The sequence below is a fragment of the Stenotrophomonas sp. YJH_SMC_40 genome, assembly GCF_059368615.1.
The window spans coordinates 430777-451033 of record NZ_JCAFRX010000001.1 but is presented as its reverse complement, the minus strand read 5'-3'; the positions used below and the strand labels follow the sequence as shown (position 1 = coordinate 451033).

The 20257-nt window shown below is 67.7% G+C and carries 19 protein-coding genes and 1 tRNA gene; 9 read left to right on the top strand and 11 right to left on the bottom strand.

Annotated features, from left to right (window positions below; all coding sequences use genetic code 11):
* Positions 1 to 13: 13 nt before the first annotated feature.
* Positions 14 to 889 (top strand): CAF17-like 4Fe-4S cluster assembly/insertion protein YgfZ, encoded by an 876-nt coding sequence (gene ygfZ, locus AC5P6X_RS02200; protein ID WP_329757256.1) that lies wholly within the window; start codon positions 14 to 16, stop codon positions 887 to 889.
* A 127-nt stretch (positions 890 to 1016) separates the two neighbouring features.
* Here the strand turns inward: ygfZ and AC5P6X_RS02195 are convergent, their stop codons facing one another.
* Positions 1017 to 2099 carry an ABC transporter ATP-binding protein gene (locus AC5P6X_RS02195; RefSeq protein WP_005409073.1) on the bottom strand — a complete coding sequence of 361 codons (1083 nt, stop codon included), beginning with the start codon at positions 2097 to 2099 and terminating at the stop codon, positions 1017 to 1019.
* Positions 2100 to 2451: 352 nt separating this feature from the next.
* Here AC5P6X_RS02195 and zwf point away from each other — a divergent pair, with 352 nt between their 5' ends.
* The 5 genes from zwf (at position 2452) to eda (ending at position 8452) form a co-directional block, all read left to right on the top strand.
* Positions 2452 to 3888 carry a glucose-6-phosphate dehydrogenase gene (zwf, locus tag AC5P6X_RS02190; protein WP_005409072.1) on the top strand — a complete coding sequence of 479 codons (1437 nt, stop codon included), beginning with the start codon at positions 2452 to 2454 and terminating at the stop codon, positions 3886 to 3888.
* Positions 3885 to 4892 (top strand): glucokinase, encoded by a 1008-nt coding sequence (gene glk / locus AC5P6X_RS02185; protein ID WP_005412971.1) that lies wholly within the window; start codon positions 3885 to 3887, stop codon positions 4890 to 4892. Before zwf ends, glk begins: the two co-directional genes overlap by 4 nt.
* On the top strand, positions 4889 to 5611 hold the full coding sequence (gene pgl, locus AC5P6X_RS02180) for a 6-phosphogluconolactonase (protein ID WP_005412970.1): 723 nt from the start codon (positions 4889 to 4891) through the stop codon (positions 5609 to 5611). Before glk ends, pgl begins: the two co-directional genes overlap by 4 nt.
* A 58-nt stretch (positions 5612 to 5669) precedes the next feature.
* Complete coding sequence (gene edd / locus AC5P6X_RS02175; protein ID WP_005409069.1) at positions 5670 to 7586, top strand: phosphogluconate dehydratase; 1917 nt, start codon at positions 5670 to 5672, stop codon at positions 7584 to 7586.
* A gap of 206 nt (positions 7587 to 7792) precedes the next feature.
* Positions 7793 to 8452 (top strand): bifunctional 4-hydroxy-2-oxoglutarate aldolase/2-dehydro-3-deoxy-phosphogluconate aldolase, encoded by a 660-nt coding sequence (gene eda, locus AC5P6X_RS02170; protein ID WP_005409068.1) that lies wholly within the window; start codon positions 7793 to 7795, stop codon positions 8450 to 8452.
* Between the two features lie 332 nt (positions 8453 to 8784).
* Here the strand turns inward: eda and AC5P6X_RS02165 are convergent, their stop codons facing one another.
* From AC5P6X_RS02165 to ispG, 3 genes are all read right to left on the bottom strand, one after another.
* Positions 8785 to 9432 (bottom strand): response regulator, encoded by a 648-nt coding sequence (locus tag AC5P6X_RS02165; RefSeq protein WP_445394655.1) that lies wholly within the window; start codon positions 9430 to 9432, stop codon positions 8785 to 8787.
* 200 nt (positions 9433 to 9632) lie between these two features.
* The gene (locus AC5P6X_RS02160; protein WP_005409066.1) at positions 9633 to 10382 is read right to left on the bottom strand and encodes a phosphatase PAP2 family protein; all 750 of its coding nucleotides are present in this window, start codon (positions 10380 to 10382) and stop codon (positions 9633 to 9635) included.
* Positions 10363 to 11628, bottom strand: a complete 1266-nt coding sequence (gene ispG / locus AC5P6X_RS02155) for a flavodoxin-dependent (E)-4-hydroxy-3-methylbut-2-enyl-diphosphate synthase (protein WP_005409065.1) — start codon at positions 11626 to 11628, stop codon at positions 10363 to 10365. The genes AC5P6X_RS02160 and ispG overlap by 20 nt, the downstream gene beginning before the upstream one ends.
* 114 nt (positions 11629 to 11742) lie before the next feature.
* Between ispG and AC5P6X_RS02150 the strand changes: the two genes are divergently transcribed.
* Together AC5P6X_RS02150 and AC5P6X_RS02145 are read left to right on the top strand one after the other, a co-directional pair.
* Positions 11743 to 12969 (top strand): ATP-binding protein, encoded by a 1227-nt coding sequence (locus AC5P6X_RS02150; protein ID WP_049451033.1) that lies wholly within the window; start codon positions 11743 to 11745, stop codon positions 12967 to 12969.
* On the top strand, positions 12966 to 13529 hold the full coding sequence (locus AC5P6X_RS02145) for a response regulator transcription factor (RefSeq protein ID WP_005409063.1): 564 nt from the start codon (positions 12966 to 12968) through the stop codon (positions 13527 to 13529). The genes AC5P6X_RS02150 and AC5P6X_RS02145 overlap by 4 nt, the downstream gene beginning before the upstream one ends.
* A 175-nt stretch (positions 13530 to 13704) precedes the next feature.
* On the opposite strand, the gene pgi is transcribed toward AC5P6X_RS02145, so the two are convergent.
* The 7 genes from pgi to pcnB form a co-directional block, all read right to left on the bottom strand.
* Positions 13705 to 15219 (bottom strand): glucose-6-phosphate isomerase, encoded by a 1515-nt coding sequence (pgi, locus tag AC5P6X_RS02140; RefSeq protein ID WP_329757257.1) that lies wholly within the window; start codon positions 15217 to 15219, stop codon positions 13705 to 13707.
* Positions 15216 to 15596 (bottom strand): aspartate 1-decarboxylase, encoded by a 381-nt coding sequence (gene panD, locus AC5P6X_RS02135; RefSeq protein ID WP_005409061.1) that lies wholly within the window; start codon positions 15594 to 15596, stop codon positions 15216 to 15218. Before panD ends, pgi begins: the two co-directional genes overlap by 4 nt.
* An 87-nt stretch (positions 15597 to 15683) precedes the next feature.
* Positions 15684 to 16181, bottom strand: coding sequence for a hypothetical protein (locus AC5P6X_RS02130; RefSeq protein WP_285309353.1), 498 nt, complete (start codon positions 16179 to 16181; stop codon positions 15684 to 15686).
* Between the two features lie 66 nt (positions 16182 to 16247).
* Complete coding sequence (gene panC, locus AC5P6X_RS02125) at positions 16248 to 17087, bottom strand: pantoate--beta-alanine ligase (RefSeq protein WP_005409059.1); 840 nt, start codon at positions 17085 to 17087, stop codon at positions 16248 to 16250.
* Positions 17084 to 17899, bottom strand: coding sequence for a 3-methyl-2-oxobutanoate hydroxymethyltransferase (gene panB, locus AC5P6X_RS02120; protein ID WP_033833063.1), 816 nt, complete (start codon positions 17897 to 17899; stop codon positions 17084 to 17086). Before panB ends, panC begins: the two co-directional genes overlap by 4 nt.
* A 34-nt stretch (positions 17900 to 17933) precedes the next feature.
* Positions 17934 to 18419, bottom strand: coding sequence for a 2-amino-4-hydroxy-6-hydroxymethyldihydropteridine diphosphokinase (gene folK / locus AC5P6X_RS02115; RefSeq protein ID WP_033833062.1), 486 nt, complete (start codon positions 18417 to 18419; stop codon positions 17934 to 17936).
* Positions 18420 to 18422: 3 nt separating this feature from the next.
* Positions 18423 to 19802 carry a polynucleotide adenylyltransferase PcnB gene (gene pcnB / locus AC5P6X_RS02110; RefSeq protein ID WP_032965757.1) on the bottom strand — a complete coding sequence of 460 codons (1380 nt, stop codon included), beginning with the start codon at positions 19800 to 19802 and terminating at the stop codon, positions 18423 to 18425.
* Between the two features lie 52 nt (positions 19803 to 19854).
* On the opposite strand from pcnB, the gene AC5P6X_RS02105 reads away from it, so the two are divergent.
* A tRNA-Glu gene (locus AC5P6X_RS02105) sits at positions 19855 to 19929 on the top strand.
* Positions 19930 to 20257: the final 328 nt, after the last annotated feature.

The window sequence follows — 20257 nt, the reverse complement described above, 5'->3', positions numbered from 1 at the left end:
AGACCTCGTTCACGTGCCTGACAACCTGCCCCCTGCTTTCGTCGGATATCCGCGCCTGCCCGGCCACCAGCTGCTGAGCCTGCAGGGCCCGGATGCGGCTGTCTTTGCCCACGCCCAGTTCAGCAGCGATGTCACCGCCCTGCCCCTGCTGCACTGGCAGTGGAGTGCCTGGTTGAGCGCCAAGGGCCGCACCCTGGCGGTGTTCCAGCTGCTGCGGTTGGCCGACGACCACCTGATGCTGGTGCTGGCGGATGGCGATGCCGATGCGATTGCGTCGCAACTGCAGCGCTTCGTGTTCCGCCGCAAGGTGAAGGTGCTGGTGCGCGATGATCTGTCGGCGGCCGGGGCATTCACTGCGCCCGAGGCCGCCAGCGGCGCCGCGATTGCGCAGGCCGCAGGTGATGGCTGGGAACTGGACCTGGGCAGCGATGCCCTGCCGCGCACCCTGCGCATCGGCGCCGCCGATGCCTTTGCGGCCGGCAGCGAAACCGATGAGGCCGCTTTCGCCCTGGCCTGGCGCCAGGCCGACCTGCGCTACGGGCTGCCGCGACTGGAAGAAGGCCAGCGCGAGGTGTGGACCCCGCAGCAGCTGGGCCTGGACCGCCTGAACGGCTACAGCGTGAAGAAGGGCTGCTATCCAGGCCAGGAAATCGTCGCCCGCACCCACTTCCTCGGCAAAGCCAAGCGCGCGGTGCAGCTGCTGCATACCGCGGCACCGGCGCAGGCCGGCGATGGCGTGCAGCAGGACGGCGCGGCGCTGGGCACAATCGCTTGCGTGGCCGGCGACCTGGCGCTGGCGGTGCTGCCACTGGAGGCCGGTGATGCTGACCTGCAGGTGGGTGATGCCATCGCGCAGCGCGTGCCGTTGCTGGATGGATTGGCACGCTGAAGCAGGTTGGTGGGGATCTGCACTGGTGGGTGCGGACCGTTGGTCCGCACGCCTGAAATGGTAGTGCCGGCCGCTGGCCGGCAACCAAGCACGGTTGAGGCTGCCGACCAGCGCCCGGCCCTACCCGTTACAGGCGCTCGCCGGTTTCCGCGCTGAAGAAATGCAGGCCCTGCGGGTGGATCGCCACGCGGATCTGCTCGCCCACCGCCGGCAGCGCCTGCGGCGCCACGCGCATGGTCAGCGCGTGCTGGCCACTGCTCAGATTCACGAAGATCTCGTTGCCGACCGGCTCGATGCCTTCGATGCGCGCGGTGAACGCATGCGCATCATCGGCGCTGGCCGGCTGCAGGTGCTCCGGACGCACGCCCACCGCGATCGGCTTCTGCAGCCACGCCGGATCGATCGTGGCCTGGCCCAGCGGTGCACGCCAGTCGCCGTCGACCACGGTCACGCCGCCGGCATCGCCCTGCAGCGTGCCGCGCAGAACGTTCATCGCCGGGCTGCCGAGGAAGCCGGCCACGAACAGATTGGCCGGACGGTCGTACAGCGCCATCGGCGTATCGATCTGCTGGATGATGCCGTCCTTCAGCACCACGATGCGCTGGCCCAGGGTCATCGCCTCGACCTGATCGTGCGTCACGTAGATCATGGTGGTGCCCAGCTTGCGGTGCAGCTGCGCGATTTCGGTACGCACGCTGTGGCGCAGCTTGGCATCCAGATTGGACAGCGGCTCGTCAAGCAGGAACACCGCCGGCTCGCGCACCAGCGCCCGGCCCAACGCAACACGCTGGCGCTGGCCGCCGGACATCGCCTTGGGCAGCTTGTCCATCATCTCGGTGAGGCCCAGCGTCTGCGCCGCCTCGGCGATGCGCTTGTCGATGGTGGCCTTGTCATGGCCGCGCAGCTTCAGGCCGAAGGCCAGGTTCTCGGCCACCGTCATGTGCGGGTACAGCGCGTAGCTCTGGAACACCATCGCGATGTCGCGATCCTTCGGCGCCACATCGTTGACCACGCGATCACCGATGGTCAGCGTGCCGCCGCTGATCTCTTCCAGGCCAGCCACCATCCGCAGCAGGGTCGACTTGCCACAGCCGGAGGGACCGACCAGCACCATCAGCTCGCCGTCGGCGACCTCGAAGGTGGCGTCCTTCACCGCGACCTGGCCGTTGTCATAGACCTTGCGCACACCCTGCAACTGCACTTTTGCCATATCACCTATCCGGTCCGCCCGAAGCCGGGCTGTCTTTTGGGACTGCCTCGGCCCTCCCGATGGCAGTGATGATTGCGCGCTTGCCGCATGACGGCGAGCACTGCAATCGAATACAGTTGCCCATTCTGCCATGTAAACGTTTTCACGTGGCACTATCCGATGATCGGTGCGCACCGATCTGCGTCGGCGGTTGAACGAAGGTTCCGCCGGGGTAGTGGTTTCGAATGGAACGGTCTTCCGGTGCCCCGGAGAACGCCCCCAACGAACCTCGGACAGGCAGTTGCGCGGATGTCCCCCGAACCCAGCCATGAAGCGATTGACAACGATGTCACCCGGATCTGAAACTCGAGCGATGCACGACACCCTCTTCCTGTTCGGTGCCACAGGTGATCTGGCCCAGCGCTACCTGTTCCCTTCGCTGCTTCGCCTGCTTGGCGACGGCCTGCTGCCGGAGGACTTCCGCATCCGCGCACTGGCGTTGTCCGGGCATGACACCGAAGCCTTCCATGACATCCTGCGCCCGCGCCTGCAGCAGGCCATGCCGATGGCCTCGCAGGACGACATCAACGGCCTGCTGCGCCGCATCGACTACCGTTCGGTCGACCTGCGCGACGTCGACTCTGTCGCCGCCGCCGTCTCCGATCTGGTGCATCGCAAGTGCGTCAGCTACCTGGCCATTCCGCCGGGCCTGTACATCTCCACCTGCGAAGGCCTGGCCAAGGGTGGCGCCCTCGCCGCGCCGGCACGCCTGATGCTGGAGAAGCCGATCGGCAGCGACAGCGAGAGCGCCGAGGAAATCATCAGCACCATCGGCCAGTGGATCGACGAGGACCGTGTGTTCCGTCTCGACCACTACCTGGGCAAGGCGGCGGTGCAGAACCTGATCGCCCTGCGCTTCGGCAATACGCTGCTGGAAGCGGTATGGAACCGCAACTACATCGAATCGGTGCACATCCTGGTGGCCGAGAGCGAAGGCGTGGATGGCCGCGACGCCTACTACGCCCGCTCCGGCGCGCTGCGCGACATGGTGCAGAGCCACATCCTGCAGCTGCTGTGCATGGTGGCGATGGAGCCGCCGGCCTCGCTGGAAGCCGATCGCATCCGCGACGAGAAGGTCAAGGTGCTGCGCGCGCTGCGTCCGCTCGATGCCAGGCACGCCGCGCGTGACAGCATCCGCGGCCGCTATACCGCCGGCACCATCAACGGCCAGCCGGCGCAGGCCTACCAGCCGCCGGAAGGCAGCGACGTGGAAACCTTCGCCGGCGTCACCGCGCACATCGACAACTGGCGCTGGAGCGGCGTGCCGTTCCACCTGGTCACCGGCAAGCGCCTGCCCGAGCGCACCACCCGCGTGGTGGTCACGCTGAAGCCGGTCACCCACTGGCTGTTCGAGCGCCCGCAGCGCGCGCAGGCCGCACCGAACCGCCTGGTGTTCCAGCTGCAGCCGCAGGAGAACATCGAACTGGGCCTGATGAGCAGTCTGGCCGGCCCGGAATGGGGCGCGCTGGAACTGCATCCGCTGGAACTGGAACTGTCGGTGCCGACCGGCCTGCATCGCCGAATCGCGTACGAACGCCTGTTCCTGGATGCGTTCAACGGCAACCACACCTTGTTCGTGCGTGACGACGAAGTGCGCGCCGCCTGGGCGTGGATCGACAGCGTGGCCGACGCCTGGAAGGAGGCCAAGCTGCCGCTGGAACCCTATCCCGCCGGCCAATGGGGCCCGAGCAACGCAACGGAGTTCCTGCCGCAGGGCGTGGACGCACCGGACAGCGAGGCGTCGGCATGAGTGCCAACTCGCAGCCGGTGCTGGTCGCCGACATCGGTGGCACCAACGCCCGCTTCGCCCTGGCCGACACCTCGCTGGACGCGCCATTGCTGAAGGAGAGCATCCGCGAGTACGCAGTGGCGGAGTTCCCGTCGCTTGGCGATGCCGCCCGCCATCACCTTGAGCAGATCGGCGCTGCCGCCAGCCGCGGCGTGTTCGCGGTGGCCGGTCGCGTAGACGGTGACGAGGCACGCATCACCAATCATCCGTGGGTGATCTCGCGCAGCCGCACCGCTGCGATGCTCGGTTTCGACGAGCTGCACCTGATCAACGACTTCGCCGCACAGGCAATGGCGATCTCGCTGCTGCAGCCCGAGGACGTGGTCCAGGTCGGTGGCGCCGCCTGGGTGCCGGGCAAGCCGGGCCAGCCACGCAACTATGCGGTGATCGGGCCTGGTACCGGGCTCGGCGTCGGGGGCCTGATCCTGCGCCACGGCCGCTGCTACCCGCTGGAAACCGAAGGCGGCCATGTCAGCTTCCCGCCGGGAACGCCGGAGGAGATCCGCATCCTGGAGATCCTGTCCGAGCAGTTCGGCCGCGTCTCCAATGAGCGCCTGATCTGTGGCCCCGGCCTGGTCAACATCCATCGCGCGGTGTGCGAGATGGCCGGTATCGACCCGGGCCAGCTGCAGCCGGTGGACGTGACCGCCCGCGCCCTGCATGGCGATCCGCAGGCAATGCGCACCGTCGATGTGTTCTGCGCCGTGTTCGGCGCCATTGCCGGCGACCTGGTACTGACCCAGGGCGCCTGGGACGGCGTGTTCCTCACCGGTGGACTGACCCCGAAGATGCTCGATTCGCTGCAGCACTCCGGGTTCCGCCAGCGCTTCGAACACAAGGGGCGGTTCTCTTCGATCATGGCGCGGGTGCCGTCGCTGGCCGTGATGCATCCCCATGCCGGACTGCTGGGCGCCGCCGCCTATGCCGCCGATGCCGAACGTGACGCACCTGGAGTTGCCGCATGAGCCCCACCTTCCACGACGACCGCGTCGAGTTCATCCACCACGGCGATGCCGACGGCTGGATCGAAGCGGTAGCCGCCGAGATGGCGCAGACCCTCAACCACGACATCAATGAAGTGGGCCGCGCCCGCATCCTGTTGTCCGGCGGCACCACGCCGGCACCGGTCTACCAGGCGCTGGCCGAACTGGACGTGCACTGGGACCGGGTTGAAGTGAGCCTGGCCGACGAGCGCTGGCTGTCGCCGCAGGATCGCGACAGCAACGCATGGCTGGTGCGCGAGCACCTGCTCAAGCGCGCCGAGGGTGCGCATTTCGATCCGCTGGTGCGCATTGGCAAACCCCTGCCGGAATGTGTGTACACCGCCAACCTGCAAGCCCAGCACAGCCAGCCGCCGAGCCTGGTGGCACTGGGCATGGGCAACGACGGCCACACCGCCTCGCTGTTCCCCGGCTCGAAGGACCTGGCCCGCGCACTGGAAAGCACCCTGCCCTACGCCGCGCTGGATGCCACCGGCTGCCCGGGCGCGAACCAGTGGCCGCTGCGCATCACGCTGACCCCGCATGGGCTGCGCCAATGCCGCCAGCGCCTGCTGCTGCTGCGCGGCAAGCAGAAGCTGCAGGTGCTGCGCCAGGCGTTGGACAGCAACGACGCCCAGCAGTACCCGATCCTCAACGCGATCAACCTGGAAGGCGCGCGTCTGCGCGTCCACTGGGCTGATTGATGTCGGCGGCGGCGCCCTGCCGCCGCTTGCCTCTCGCCACCTTGAACGCCGGTAGCCAATGAGCCTCCATCCGCAACTGCAAGCCATCACTGAGCGTGTCATCCGCCGCAGCGCCGCCTCGCGTGCCGCCTACCTGGCCGCGATCGACGCCTCCCTGCGCGAAGGCCCGTTCCGCAGCCGCCTGAGCTGCGGCAACCTCGCCCACGGATTCGCCGCCTGTGGCGGCACCGACAAGAGCCGCCTGCGCGGCGGCGTGACGCCGAACCTGGGCATCATCACCGCCTACAACGACATGCTCTCGGCGCACCAGCCGTTCGAGACCTATCCGGAGCAGATCCGCGAGATCGCCCGCGAGCTCGGTGCTACGGCACAGGTGGCCGGCGGCGTGCCGGCGATGTGCGACGGCGTCACCCAGGGCCGCGGCGGCATGGAACTGTCGCTGTTCTCGCGCGATGTGATCGCGCAGGCGACCGCGATCGGCCTCAGCCATGACATGTTCGACAGCACCGTCTACCTCGGCGTGTGCGACAAGATCGTGCCCGGCCTGCTGATCGGTGCGCTGGCCTTCGGCCACCTGCCGGCGGTGTTCGTGCCGGCCGGCCCGATGACCCCGGGCATCCCCAACAAGCAGAAGGCGGAAGTGCGCGAGCGCTATGCCGCCGGCGAAGCCACCCGCGAAGAGCTGCTGGAAGCCGAGTCCGCCTCGTACCACGGCGCCGGCACCTGCACCTTCTACGGCACCGCCAATTCCAACCAGGTGCTGCTGGAAGCGATGGGCGTGCAGTTGCCGGGCGCGTCGTTCGTCAATCCGGGCACGCCGCTGCGCGACGCGCTGACCCGCGAGGCGACCGAACGTGCACTGGACATCACCGCACTGGGCGACGACTTCCGTCCGCTGGGCCGGATCATCGACGAGCGCGCGATCATCAACGCGGTCATCGCGCTGATGGCCACCGGCGGTTCGACCAACCACACCATCCACTGGATCGCAGTGGCGCGTGCCGCCGGTATCGTGCTGACCTGGGACGATTTCGACGAACTGTCGCAGCTGATTCCGCTGCTGGCCCGCGTCTATCCGAACGGCGAGGCCGACGTGAACCGCTTCGCGGCCGCTGGCGGCCCGGCGTTCGTGTTCGGCGAGCTGATCAAGGCGGGCCTGATGCACGGCGATCTGGTCAGCGTGGCGCGCGGCGGCATGGCCGACTACGCACGCGAACCGCAGCTGCGCGATGGCCAGCTGGTCTATCTGCCGGGCCTGGAACGCAGCGCCGATGACGAAGTGGTGCGTGGCGTCGACAATCCGTTCGAGCACCAGGGCGGCCTGCGCCTGCTGCGCGGCAACCTCGGCAAGTCGCTGATCAAGCTGTCGGCGGTAAAGCCGCAGTACCGCACGATCGAAGCGCCGGCCGTGGTGGTCGATGCACCGCAGGTGCTGAACAAGCTGCACGCCGGTGGCCTGCTGCCGCAGGACTTCGTGGCGGTGGTGCGTTACCAGGGCCCGCGTGCCAACGGCATGCCCGAACTGCATTCGCTGGCGCCGCTGCTGGGCCTGCTGCAGAACCAGGGCCGGCGCGTGGCGCTGGTCACCGACGGTCGCCTGTCCGGTGCCTCGGGCAAGATTCCGGCGGCGATCCACGTGACGCCGGAAGCGGCACGCGGCGGTCCGCTGGCCAAGGTCCGCGAGGGCGACATGATCCGCCTGGATGGCGAGGCTGGCACGCTGGAAGTGCTGGTGGACGCGGCCGAATGGGCGGCACGTCCGCTGGCGCCGAACACAGCACCGGCTGCGCATGACCTGGGCCGCAACCTGTTCGCGATCAACCGTCGCGTGGTGGGTCCGGCTGATCAGGGTGCGATTTCGATTTCGTGCGGGCCGGCGGCGGCTGATGGCGGGCCGTGGGAGTACGACGCGGAATATGAGCTGGGGCACGATGCCGCGGCGGCGGCGGCGCCGCATGAGGCGAAGGACGCCTGAAGCGAAAAGCCGCGGCAGGCTTCCCGGCCTGGGCAGTAGAGCGCCCTGGCCGGGACACGCCGTAAACCCATCCATGGGGGCTCGGTCGCGGCATCCATGCCGCTCACGGTCCCGGCCAGGGCGCTCTACTGCCCTTGGACAATTCCCGGCGCGTCATTTGCGCTGCGGCCACTGAATCAAGAAGAGCAAAAGGCAAGGGCAAAAGCATGGGTATCGAACAACATCAGGTGAAGGCGGCGGAGCTGTTGCGTGCGGCGGGCATCCTGCCGGTGGTGACGATTCATACGCTGGACCAGGCGCGGGCGGTCAGTGCGGCGCTGCTGGAAGGTGGCTTGCCGGCGATCGAGCTGACCCTGCGTACGCCAGTGGCGATGGAAGCATTGGCGATGCTCAAGCGCGAGCTGCCGGACGTGGTGGTGGGTGCCGGTACGGTGCTGACCGTGGAGCAGATGCAGCAGTCGATCGATGCGGGTGCGGACTTCCTGGTGACCCCGGGTACGCCGCCGGCACTGGCTGATGCACTGGCCGCCGCACCGCTGCCGGTGGTGCCGGGTGCGGCCACCCCGACCGAGCTGCTGTCGCTCTACGCCCGCGGCTTCCGCGTGTGCAAGCTGTTCCCGGCCACGGCTGTGGGTGGCCTGGCAATGATCAAGGGACTGGCCGGTCCGGTGGCGGACCTGAAGCTGTGCCCGACCGGCGGCATCACCGAGAACACCGCCGCCGAATACCTCGAGCAGAAGAACGTGGTCTGCATCGGTGGTTCGTGGATGGTGCCGGGCAACTGGATCGCCAACGGCGAATGGGACAAGGTGCGCGCCAGCGCCGCAGACGCCGCCAAGATCATCCAGCGCGTACGCGGCCACTGAGCCCGACAAAGGTGCAGAGCCGAGCCCGTGCTCGGCTCCGGCATCATCAGGGGTCAGAGCCCTTTCCCACCGGGAAAGGGATCCGACCCCGGGCGACGAGTGCGCAAAGTGCGCGACCCGCTCCTGCTCTTCCTTCTTCATTCCGCGGTGGCGGCGCACGGAAACTGTCCGTGGCCCTGCGGAGGGATTGCGCAGGGGACGCCGTGAATCCATCCCTGGAGGCTCGGGCGCGCCATCCATGGCGCTTACGCCCCTGCGCAATCCCTCCGCAGGGCCAACCCCCACGAATCCTGCCGCACACCGCGAGGGGCTCAGCCGTTGGCCGGAACCCCTTACAGCGGCCGTGCCGGATCCACCAACCCGTACTGGCTGGCCATCCGCGCCAGCGCGATGTTGTCGTGGATCCCCATCTTCTCGAACAACCGCGCCTTGTGCGTGTTCACCGTCTTCGCACTCAGGCTCAGGCGCCGCGCGATGTCTTCCTGGCGCAGGCCCTGGGTCAGCAACAGCGCCACCTCAAGCTCGCGCGGCGACAGGTTGTCGAACGGCGAACCATTGCCTTCCACTGTCGACAGCGCCAGATTCTGCGCGATGCTGGTGCCCAGGTAGCGACGACCGGCCGCCACATCACGCACCACACGCAGCAGTTCCTGCGCATCGCAGCCCTTGCCGATGTAACCGGCCGCACCGGCTTCGAGCAGGCGCTTGGGCAGCGGGCCGTCTTCCAGTACCGACACGATCACCACGCGGGTATTGCGGTGGCTGCGGACGATGCGCTCGGTCACTTCCATGCCGCTCACGCCCGGCAGGTGCAGGTCGCACAGCACCACATCCGGCAGCAGCTGGCGGACTTCACGCAGCGCGTCTTCGCCGGTCTCGGCTTCGCCCACCACCTCGATGTCGGTTTCCCCCGACAGAATCATCTTCATACCGGTGCGGACCAGCGCGTGGTCATCCACCAGGTAGACTCGAATCGTCATTCATGTACCTCTTCGAATGCGGCCATTGCAGGTCAAGCTAGGCAGGGTGCCGATACCCTGCAAGCGCGTCCGGAATGCGGCATCGGCGATCTGCCTTGCGCATCACAGTACCGCGCGTTGTGCTTGCCCCCTGTCTTGCAGAACCTGCTGCAACGAAACAACTGATCTATCACGTAGACGTCCCTCAAGGGCCATCCACGTCAAACCCCCTGTGTTGGTGCTTCGCTGGCCTTCGCTGGCGGCGGGCCGTGACGTCGCCAAGGGTGCCGGCGACTGAACATGACCAGATAGCACCCTACCACCCAAACCAGCGCGGCACACCATCCGGCCAGGATGTCGGAGGGGTAATGCACCCCCAGATAGACCCGCGACACGCTTACCAGCAGGCTGAACGCGGGTGCCAGCATCAGTACCGGCCAGCGCCAACGGGTGTTCCAGGCGAGCAGTACCAAGGTCACGGCAAGGGTCATCGAACCCATCGCATGCCCGCTCGGGAAGCTGAACGTCGATTCCGGCGCGATCGATTCCCACAGGCTGGGGCGCTGCCGCTGGAAGAACTGCTTGCTGCCCATGTTCAGCAGCGCCGACCCTACGAAGCTGACCGCGACGAAGGTCGCCTCGCGCCAGCGCCGGTAGCCCAGCAGCACGCCGATGATCAGCACGTCGGCCGGGATCAGGAACCACTCGTAGCCCAGTTTCGAGATGAGCACGAAGAAGCGGTCCAGCCACGGCGAATGCAGGCCATGCATCTGCCACAGCAGGGGCGCGTCGAAATGGAACGATTCAAACTCGTGCACTTCATCCGCCAGGGCAACAAAGCCTGCCAACGGCAGCAGCACGCCACCGAACAACAGGACCAGGCGCCAGGCGTTGCGCGCCATCCAGTGGCGGAAGCCGGAGGCGGACTCCGGTGCGGCGAGGATCGCAGGCTTATCCGGCGCTTCGGACATACGTGTGTTCGACGTAATCGTCGATCAGGGCGACGAACTCCTGGGCGATGTTGTCGCCACGCAGGGTCACCTTCTTCTCACCATCGACGAACACCGGCGCCGCAGGCGTCTCACCCGTGCCCGGCAGCGAGATGCCGATGTTGGCGTGACGCGATTCGCCCGGCCCGTTGACGATGCAGCCCATCACCGCCAGGGTCATGTTCTCCGCCCCCGGGTGGTGGATCTTCCACAGCGGCATCTTCTCGCGCACGTGGTTCTGCACCACCTTGGCCAGCTCCTGGAAGAACTCGGAGGTGGTACGGCCGCAGCCCGGGCAGGCCGTGACCAGCGGCGTGAAGGCACGCTGGCCGGTGGTCTGCAGCAGTTCCTGGGCGACGATCACTTCCTGCGTGCGCGACTGGCCCGGCTCCGGGGTCAGCGAGATGCGGATGGTGTCACCGATGCCTTCCTGCAGCAGCACGCCCAGCGCCGCGGACGATGCCACGATGCCCTTGCTGCCGATACCGGCCTCGGTCAGGCCCAGGTGCAGGGCGAAGTCGGAGCGCTGCGCCAGGTCGCGGTACACCGCGATCAGCTCCTGCACGCCACTGACCTTGGCCGACAGCACGATGCGATCGCGCGGCAGGCCCAGCTCCACCGCCTGCTCGGCCGAATCCAGCGCCGAGCGGATCAGCGCCTCGCGCAGCACGCGGCCGGCGTCCCAGGGCTGTTCGCGCAGGTTGTTCTCGTCCATCAGCTTCGCCGCCAGGGCCTGGTCCAGCGAGCCCCAGTTGGCGCCGATGCGCACCGGCTTGTTGTAACGGATGGCGAATTCGATCAGCTGGGCGAACTGCAGATCCTTCTTCTTGCCGAAGCCGACGTTGCCCGGGTTGATGCGGTACTTGGCCAGTGCTTCGGCACATGCCGGTTCGGCGGTCAGCAGCTGGTGGCCGTTGTAGTGGAAATCGCCGATCAGCGGCACGTCGATGCCCATCATCGCCAGCTTGTCGACAATGCGCGGGATCGCCGCAGCGGCTTCCACGGTATTGACGGTCAGCCGCACCATCTCCGAACCAGCACGCCACAACTCGGCCACCTGCTTCACGCTGGAGGCGACGTCGGAGGTGTCGGTGTTGGTCATCGACTGCACCACCACCGGCTTGCCTCCGCCCACGGTGACCCCGCCGATCTGGACGGCATGGGTCTGGCGGCGCGGCCAGGCAGTGGCATCGGAGGGCGGAGTCGGGCGGGTGACGGCGTCGTGCATGGGCGCATTCTACCGCCCGGCCCTGCATTCGGGGTGACTCGCATTCAGCCGGCGGCACGGCTGCGGCCGATTGTCGCAGGCACGGTCACGCGCGAACGCATACGATGAGCGTGAATGACCGGTCCCGACGCCCCGTTTCTCCGAACCCTGTGCAGCCTGCGCTGGCTTGCAGTAGGCGGCCAGGCCGCCACCATCCTGGTCGCCACCTGGGTGCTGGGGCTGCCGTTGCCGCAGCTGCCGCTGTGGGCCGGCGTGGCGGTGCTGACCCTGTTCAACATCTACACCCAGCTGCGCCCGGAAGCGGCCGACACCGCACCGCTGACTGCATTCGGCCACATCCTGGTGGACGTGATCATCCTGACCTGGATGGTCGGCTGGAGCGGTGGCATGGCCAATCCGTTCAGCTCGCTGTTCCTGATCCTGATCGCACTGGCCGCGTTCGCCCTGCCCCTGCGCTGGGCGCTGGCGGTCGCGCTGGCCTGCCTGCTCGGCTACGCCGCCAGCGGCATCTTCGGCCAGCCCCTGCCGGACGGCTATTTCCGCGCGCAGGACCTCAACCGCTGGGGCGTGGTCGCCAATTTCCTGATTTCCGCGGCGGTCGTACTGGCCTTCTCCACCCGCCTGGCGCTGGCGCTGCGCCAGCGCGAACTGGAACTCTCGGCCCTGCGCGAACGCTTCGCCCGCAACGAGGGCATCGTCGCCCTGGCCACCCATGCCGCCTCGGTGGCGCATGAACTGAACACGCCGCTGGCAACCATGACCCTGCTCGCCGACGACGTGGCCGAACGCAGTGAAGAGCCGGAAGTGCGCGAGGACATGGAAACCCTGCGCGAGCTGCTGGTGCAGTGCCGTGAGCGCGTGCTGGCGCTGGCCGCACCGGCCTCGGCCGATGCGCCCGGACGCAGCCATTCCAGCGCGCAGCAGGTGCTGGAGCAATGGCGCCTGGTGCGACCGACCATCGACCTGCACCGCAACGATGATGCGCCGCTGCGGCTGCCGCTCGACCCGGGCGTGGGCCACCTGCTGATGGTCCTGCTCAACAATGCCGCCGATGCCGGCGAACAGGCCGGCCGGCCGCGCGTGGACCTGGACCTGCGCATCGAAGGCGACGATCTGATCGGCGAAGTACGCGACTACGGCCACGGCTTCAACGCACGCGCCGCGGTGCTGCCGGGCAAGCTGTTCGGCAGCAGCAAGAGTGAAGGCATGGGGGTCGGCCTGGCCCTGTCCCATGCCACGATCGAACGCCTCGACGGCGAGATGTGGATGCGCCCGGCCCAGGGGGCCGGCAGCCGCGTCGGCTTCCGCCTGCCGCTGGCCCCACGCGAGGAAACCCCATGAGCGCCTCAACCCTCGGCCTGCTGGTCGACGACGACGAACTGTACCTGCGCACCCTGCAGCGCAGCCTGGCCCGCAAGGGACTTGAAACGCAGACCGCGCAGGATGCCGCCAGCGCGCTGGCACTGGCCCGCCAGCACCCACCCGCGTTCGCCCTGATCGACCTGAAGCTGGGCAGCGATTCCGGCCTGGCGCTGATCCAGCCGCTGCGTGCGCTGCGCGCGGACATGCGCATCCTGCTGGTGACCGGCTACGCCAGCATCGCCACTGCGGTGGAAGCGATCAAGCTCGGCGCGGACGATTACCTACCCAAGCCAGCCACGGTACCGATGATCCTTCGCGCTTTGGGCGAGGAGGATGACGGCCCGGCCGACGATGGCGAAATGGAAGTGCCCGACGCGATGACACCGATCAGCCGCCTGCAGTGGGAACACATCCAGCAGGCGATGCACGAGACCGGCGGCAATGTGTCGGCAGCCGCGCGCCTGCTCGGCATGCACCGGCGCTCGCTGCAGCGCAAGCTGGCCAAGCGGCCCAGCCCGGAACGCGACCCGAGCCGCTGAGGCACCACGCCCTTCATGGTAGTGCCGGCCGCTGGCCGGCAACCCATCCGCTCCGGTAGTGCCGGCCGCTGGCCGGCAACCCATCCGCTCCGGTAGTGCCGGCCGCTGGCCGGCATCCAGGTGATGCTTCAATCGTTCATGAGGTTGCCGGCCAGCGGCCGGCACCACCAGAGCCTCAGCCCTTCAGCTGCGCAAGGATCTCGCGGGTCATCGGGTCGGCAACGGCCACATCCTCGCCCTGCAGCGCCGGCAGCAGGCCGCTGGCCAGCTGCTTGCCCAGTTCGACACCGAACTGGTCGAAGGCGTTGATGTTCCAGATCACCGACTGCACGTACACGGCGTGTTCGTACATGGCGATCAGCGCACCCAGCGCCTGCGGGGTCAGCGCGTCGAGCAGGATCAGCGTGCTCGGGCGGCCGCCCGGGTAATCACGGTGCGGGTCGTCGCTGCCCTGGCCATTGGCCAGTGCTTCGGTCTGCGCCAGCAGATTGGCCAGCAGGGCCTGATGATTGATCGTGTAGGGATCGTCGTTGTGCACGCAGCCGATGAAGTCGGCCGGAACGATACTGGTGCCCTGGTGCAGTGCCTGGAAGAAGCTGTGCTGCACATCGGTGCCCGCCCCGCCCCACCACACCGGCACGGTATCGGTGGTGACCGGCTGGCCATCACGCTGCACACGCTTGCCCAGGCTTTCCATCACCAGCTGCTGCAGGTAGGCCGGCAACAGCGCCAGGCGCTGGTCGTAGGTCATCACCGCATGCGTGGCATGGCCCAGCAGGTTGCGGTTCCAGATGTCGGTCAGGCCGTGCAGCACCGGCAGGTTGCGCTCCAGCGGTGCATCCAGCGCATGCGCATCCATCTGCGCAGCACCTTCCAGCAGCTGTTCAAAGCGCTCGAAGCCGATCGCCAGCGCGATCGGGAAACCGACCGCAGACCACAGCGAATAGCGGCCGCCGACCCAATCCCACATCGGCAGCACACGATCGGCGGCGATGGCAAAGGCCTTGGCGGCACGTTCCGGATTGGCACTGACCGCGTACAGGCGATCGCTGCCACCCAGCCAGTCGTGCAGGATCTGGCCGTTGAGCAGGGTTTCCTGCGTACCGAAGGTCTTGGAGATCAGGATGCCGGCGGTCTTGGCCGGATCCAGCGTGGCCAGCGTACGCTGCATGGCCGCGCCGTCCACGTTCGATACGAAATGCACGCGCAGGCGCGCACCGCTGACCGGACGCAGCGCGTCGGCGACCAGGCGCGGGCCAAGGTCGGAACCACCGATGCCGACACTGACTACATCGGTCACGCCAGTGTCTTCCAGCGCGCGCACCAGCACGCCCATGCGCTGGCGGATCTCGCGCGCGGTGGCATAGGCCTCGGCCGCCACCGGCGCATCGACCACGTCGCCGCGCAGTGCGGTGTGCAGCGCGGCGCGACCTTCGGTCAGGTTGACCTGCTCGCCACGGAACAGGCGGGTGATGGCACCACCGACATCACGGTCGGCAGCCAGCGCCAGCAATGCCTGCAACGCCGCGGCATCGTATTTCTGCCGGGCGAAGTTGACGTACAACGGACCGACCCGCAGCGCCAGGTCCTGCACGCGGCCGGGTTCGGCGGCGAGCAGGCCGGGGATGCTTGCGCCCTTCAGGCGCTGGGCGTGGGAATGCAGCGAGTCGAATCCGTTGTTCGTTGTCATGCGGCCTGGGTCGGGATCGTGTCGTTGGTGTGGGTGATCTGGTTCTTGCCATCAACGTACACCAGCTTCGGCTTGAAGCTGTCGGCTTCCTGCTCGGTCATGCTGGCGAACGCGGCAATGATGATGATGTCACCGACCTGCACGTGGCGCGCGGCGCCACCGTTGAGCGAGACAACGCCGCTGCCGGCTTCGGCGCGGATGGCATAGGTCGAGAAGCGCGCACCGTTGGTCACGTCCCAGATGTGCACCTGCTCGAACTCGCGGATGCCGGTGGCAGCCAGCAGGTTGTCATCGATGGCGATCGAGCCTTCGTAGTTCAGCTCGGAATGGGTGACGGTGGCGCGGTGGATCTTGGTCTTGAGCAGGGACAGGTGCATGGGGGCGCTGCAACGGCAAAGGAAAGAGCGGATTCTAGCACCCGCTTGGCCGTCGTCAGGGGCCTGCGGCAGGACGCTGAAGGCCGTTCAGGCGCCCTCGCCCGGCGGCGGCGCCGTGGCATGGACGGCACCGCCCTGCAGTGACAGCCTGAACACCGTATGGAAGGCCAGCCCGGAGGCCAGGCCCAGGCCCCCTGCAGCCAACACCGTCAGCCCATAGCTGATCACATCGAATGTATCCACATAGCGCAGGCGCTGCAGCAGCGGCCCATGGATCGCGCCCGGCCATTCATGGATGGCCATGGCCAGCGCGCCCAGAGCAGCCCCTGCAAGCACGAAGCGGGTCCGGCGCAGGAGCCGCCGAGATCGCGGGAGCAGCGCCATCGGCAGGAACACCGCGATGGCGCTGCAGACGCCCAGCCCGAACATCAGTCCACCGCCGGTGAGCGCGGGCATCGGCGTGCGCCTGAATTCGAGCGCGAACAACAGGCCGCCAAACAGCTGCGCCGGCAGCATGCCGGCAGGCAGCACGGCCAGGATCAACGCCTGCGCAAGCCGACCAGCGTCAGTGGAGGGTGTCTTCATTGCCGTTCTCCCGTCCATGGGAAGGTGCGAGGCGCCCATTGTGGGCGCCCCCGGGCCGCATGCGGCTCAGAACTCCAGGTTGTCGATCAGGCGGGTGGAGCCCAGGCGCGCGGCGATCAGCGCTACGCGGCCACCGCCATCGAACGTCGGCTCGGCCAGCTCCGGGGTGCGCAGCACCGCATAGTCGACCTGGAAACCGGCCGCCTGCAATGCCGCCGTGGCGTCGGCCTCGATGCGATCACGCGCCTGCCCGGCCACGTAGCCTTCGCGCATGCCCAGCAGGGTGCGGTGGATGGTGGTCGCGACCGGGCGCTGTTCGGCGCTCAGGTACTGGTTGCGCGAACTCTTGGCCAGGCCATCCTCGTCGCGCACGATGTCCGCGCCGACGATCTGGATCGGGAACGACAGCTCAGCCACCATCTGCCGGATCACCGCCAGCTGCTGGTAGTCCTTGCGGCCGAACACGGCTACGTCCGGCTGCACCTGCAGGAACAGGCGCGCCACCACCGTGCAGACGCCATCGAAGTGGCCCGGGCGGCTGGCACCTTCCAGCACCTCGCTCACGCCGGGCGCGTGCATCTGCGTGGTCTTGTCCACGCCCAGCGGGTACATGGCCTCGACGCTGGGCAGCCACACCGCATCGCAGCCGACCTGCTCAAGCCCGGCCACATCGGCCTCGGGCGTACGCGGATAGCGACTGAAATCCTCGTTCGGCCCGAACTGGGTCGGGTTGACGAAGATGCTTGCCACCACCTTGTCGGCGTACTGGCGGGCCAGGGTCACCAGCGAATGATGGCCACCGTGAAGGTTGCCCATGGTGGGCACCAGCGCCACGCGCAGGCCCTCGCGCTTCCACTGGGCGATCTGCCCGCGCAGTGCGCCGAGCTCGTTGAAGGTCTGGATCATTGGGCGTAGGCGTGCTGTTCGTCGGGGAAGCTGCCGTCGCGCACGGCGTCGGCGTAGGCGCGGGTGGCACCGGCCACCGAACCGCCTTCGGCAAGGAAATCCTTGACGAACTTGGGGCGGCGATGGCCACTGTCCAGGCCGAGGAAATCGTGCAGCACCAGCACCTGGCCGTCGCACTGTGGGCCGGCACCGATGCCGATGGTCGGCACCTCCACCGCAGCGGTCACCTCGGCGGCAACCGGGGTCGGCACGCACTCAAGCACCATGATGCTGGCGCCGGCAGCGGCCACGGCCCTGGCATCTTCCACCAGCTGGCGCGCGGCATCGCCGCGGCCCTGGATCTTGAAGCCGCCCAGGCGCAGCACCGACTGCGGTGTCAGGCCCAGATGCGCACAGACCGGAATCTCACGCTCAACCAGGTAGCGGATGATGTCGACCTTGAAGCCGGCACCTTCGATCTTGACCATCTCGGCACCGGCCTGCAGCAGCTGCAGCGAAGCATCCAGCGCGCGCTCCGGAGTGGCATCGGCACCGAACGGCAGGTCGGCCACCAGCAGCGCGCGCTGCAGCACACGGGCCACGGCGCGGGTGTGGTAGACCATGTCGGCCACGGTCACCGGCAGGGTCGAATCATGGCCCTGCACGACCATGCCCAGCGAATCGCCGATCAGGATCAGGTCAACGCCATTTGCGTCGAAAGTGCGGGCGAAGCCAGCGTCGTAGGCGGTCAACATGACCAGCTTCTGGCCATTGCGCTTGGCCTCGGCCAGGGCGGGAACGGTCCAGGGCTTGCTGTCTGCGTGGGTGCTCATGTGCTGATAACCGGGGGAGATAACCCGGGCATTATCACCCTATCGGCGCGATCCCGCAGGCATCCACCCGCATCACTGCATCCCGCACGCGGCCATGCCCGGGGATGGCCAGATCCGGCGCGATTTCGGCCAGCGGCACCAGCACGAAGGCACGCTCGTGCATGTAGGGGTGTGGCACCTGCAGGCCGGGCTGGTCGAGCACCTGCGCGCCATACAGCAGCAGGTCCAGGTCCAGCGCGCGCGGCCCCCAGTGCACCGCCGGATCGCGCACGCGGCCAAAGCCCTGCTCCAGCGCCAGCATCGCCTGCAGCAGTTCATCGGCTGCCAGTGACGTTTCGACCGCGGCCACCGCGTTGACGAACGGTGGCTGGTCTTCATTGCCCCAGGCCGGCGTTGCGTACAGGCGCGAAGCCTGCAGCACGCGGGTCCCGGGCAGGCCGTCCAGCGCAGTGATCGCCGCGCCGACAGTCGTGGCCGCATCGCCGAGGTTGGCGCCGAGGCCGATCCACGCTGGCGTCATTGCTTATTCGCCAGCTGCACCGGCCGAGGCACCCGGGCGGCGACGACGACGGCGACGCTTGCGCGGTGCTCCGTTCTCGTCATCGCCCTCTTCGCTGTGCATCGCGTCCAGCGACGATTCCAGCTCGCGGCCGGACTGGGCCTGTGCCTCGCGCCAGAATTCAACATCGGCAGCGTGCTCGGCCGAGGCCACCTGGCGCAGGCTGAGGAAGTCGAACGCGGCGCGGAAGCGCGGATGGGTGAGCGTGCGGAACACGCGCTTGCGCTGGCGCGAGCTGAAACGCGACTGCAGCAGCCAGATTTCCTGCATCGGCAGCGAGAAGCGGCGCGGCAGCGCGATGGTGCTCAACTGCTGCACGGTGACGCGGTCGGCGGCACGACGCTGCGCCTCTTCCGGCGCCACGCCCTGCTTGAGCAGGGTCGCCTGGGCGCGGCAGAACGCCGGCCACAGCAGCAGCGCGAACAGGAACGCCGGCGAGACCGGCTCGTCATTGGCCACGCGGGCATCGGTATTGGCCAGGCCCTCTACCAGCATGCGGCGCAGCGCGCCGGTGCGGTTGGACTTCAACGCCCTGGCGCTTTCCGGGAACAGCACGTCGAGCAGACCGTAGCGCTCCAGGCCTTCGAAGCTGGCCACGCCGTGCCCGGACAGGAACAGCTTCAGCACTTCCTCGAACAGGCGTGCCGGCGCGGCTTCGTTGAGCAGGCCAGCCAGCTGCGGGATCGGCGCGGCGGTGCCCTCTTCGATCTGGAAGCCGAGCTTGGCCGCCAGGCGCACGGCGCGCAGCATGCGCACCGGGTCTTCCTGGTAGCGCTGTACCGGGTCGCCGATGAGCTTCATCAGGCGCGCCTGCACGTCTTCGAAGCCACCGGTGTAGTCACGCACCGAGAAGTCCTCGATGGCGTAGTACAGGGCGTTGCAGGTGAAGTCGCGGCGGACGGCGTCGTCTTCGATGGTGCCGTACACGTTGTCGCGCACAAGCATGCCGTTTTCCATCTCGCGGTCGCCACTACCGTCATCGCTGTTGGCGCGGAAGGTGGCGACTTCGATGATCTCGCGGCCGAACACAACGTGGGCGAGGCGGAAACGGCGGCCGATCAGGCGGCAGTTGCGGAACAGCTGCTTGACCTGTTCGGGCGTGGCGTCGGTGGCCACGTCGAAATCCTTGGGTTGGCCATTGACCAGCAGGTCGCGCACCGCGCCGCCGACAAGGTAGGCGCCGAAGCCGGCATCGCGCAGGCGATAAAGCACGCGCAGGGCGTTCGGGCTGATGTCCTTGCGGGAGATCGTGTGCTGGTCGCGCGGGATGACGCGCAGGCTGAACGGTGATGTAGCAGAGGAAATGATGTTGGCGCTTCCGGTTGAAGTTTCGGGATTGCCCAATGGCATCGAGGTGCATATACTAGCGCTCCTGCCTCGGCAGCGACACAGTTACGCTCCCTTCGTCTAGTGGTTAGGACGTGGCCCTCTCAAGGCTAAAACAGGGGTTCGAGTCCCCTAGGGAGCGCCAGTCGCCGCAGCAGGAACCGAAAAAGCCCGCCTTGTGCGGGCTTTTCTGTTTTCCGGGATTGCAGTGGTTGCGGTCGGGTTGGTCGCTTTGGCGCCCCCCCTGCAATCGGCTTGAGCCGGTGGGGTCACCCAGGGCAGGACACGCCGTAAACCCATCCATGGGGGCTCGATGGCGCCATCCATGGCGCCAACGGTCCTGCCCTGGGTGACCCCACCGGCTCTGGACGGTTTCCCGCGAGCTGCGGCAACAACCGACCAGCGCTTCGCCGCATCCGCACGCACCATGAACTGTCAGGAGGGGGCAGGCCGCCCTCTCACACTCTGGACAA

Bases quoted from the DNA above. Each gene is read 5' to 3' on its own strand.
- pgi (WP_329757257.1), bottom strand. From the start codon at position 15,219: ATGACAACGAACAACGGATTCGACTCGCTGCATTCCCACGCCCAGCGC.
- panD (WP_005409061.1), bottom strand. From the start codon at position 15,596: ATGCACCTGTCCCTGCTCAAGACCAAGATCCACCGCGCCACCGTCACC.
- ispG (WP_005409065.1), bottom strand. From the start codon at position 11,628: ATGCACGACGCCGTCACCCGCCCGACTCCGCCCTCCGATGCCACTGCC.
- AC5P6X_RS02130 (WP_285309353.1), bottom strand. From the start codon at position 16,181: ATGAAGACACCCTCCACTGACGCTGGTCGGCTTGCGCAGGCGTTGATC.
- AC5P6X_RS02195 (WP_005409073.1), bottom strand. From the start codon at position 2,099: ATGGCAAAAGTGCAGTTGCAGGGTGTGCGCAAGGTCTATGACAACGGC.
- panC (WP_005409059.1), bottom strand. From the start codon at position 17,087: ATGATCCAGACCTTCAACGAGCTCGGCGCACTGCGCGGGCAGATCGCC.
- AC5P6X_RS02160 (WP_005409066.1), bottom strand. From the start codon at position 10,382: ATGTCCGAAGCGCCGGATAAGCCTGCGATCCTCGCCGCACCGGAGTCC.
- pgl (WP_005412970.1), top strand. From the start codon at position 4,889: ATGAGCCCCACCTTCCACGACGACCGCGTCGAGTTCATCCACCACGGC.
- folK (WP_033833062.1), bottom strand. From the start codon at position 18,419: ATGACGCCAGCGTGGATCGGCCTCGGCGCCAACCTCGGCGATGCGGCC.
- zwf (WP_005409072.1), top strand. From the start codon at position 2,452: ATGCACGACACCCTCTTCCTGTTCGGTGCCACAGGTGATCTGGCCCAG.
- AC5P6X_RS02145 (WP_005409063.1), top strand. From the start codon at position 12,966: ATGAGCGCCTCAACCCTCGGCCTGCTGGTCGACGACGACGAACTGTAC.
- eda (WP_005409068.1), top strand. From the start codon at position 7,793: ATGGGTATCGAACAACATCAGGTGAAGGCGGCGGAGCTGTTGCGTGCG.
- panB (WP_033833063.1), bottom strand. From the start codon at position 17,899: ATGAGCACCCACGCAGACAGCAAGCCCTGGACCGTTCCCGCCCTGGCC.
- AC5P6X_RS02150 (WP_049451033.1), top strand. From the start codon at position 11,743: ATGACCGGTCCCGACGCCCCGTTTCTCCGAACCCTGTGCAGCCTGCGC.
- AC5P6X_RS02165 (WP_445394655.1), bottom strand. From the start codon at position 9,432: ATGACGATTCGAGTCTACCTGGTGGATGACCACGCGCTGGTCCGCACC.
- edd (WP_005409069.1), top strand. From the start codon at position 5,670: ATGAGCCTCCATCCGCAACTGCAAGCCATCACTGAGCGTGTCATCCGC.
- glk (WP_005412971.1), top strand. From the start codon at position 3,885: ATGAGTGCCAACTCGCAGCCGGTGCTGGTCGCCGACATCGGTGGCACC.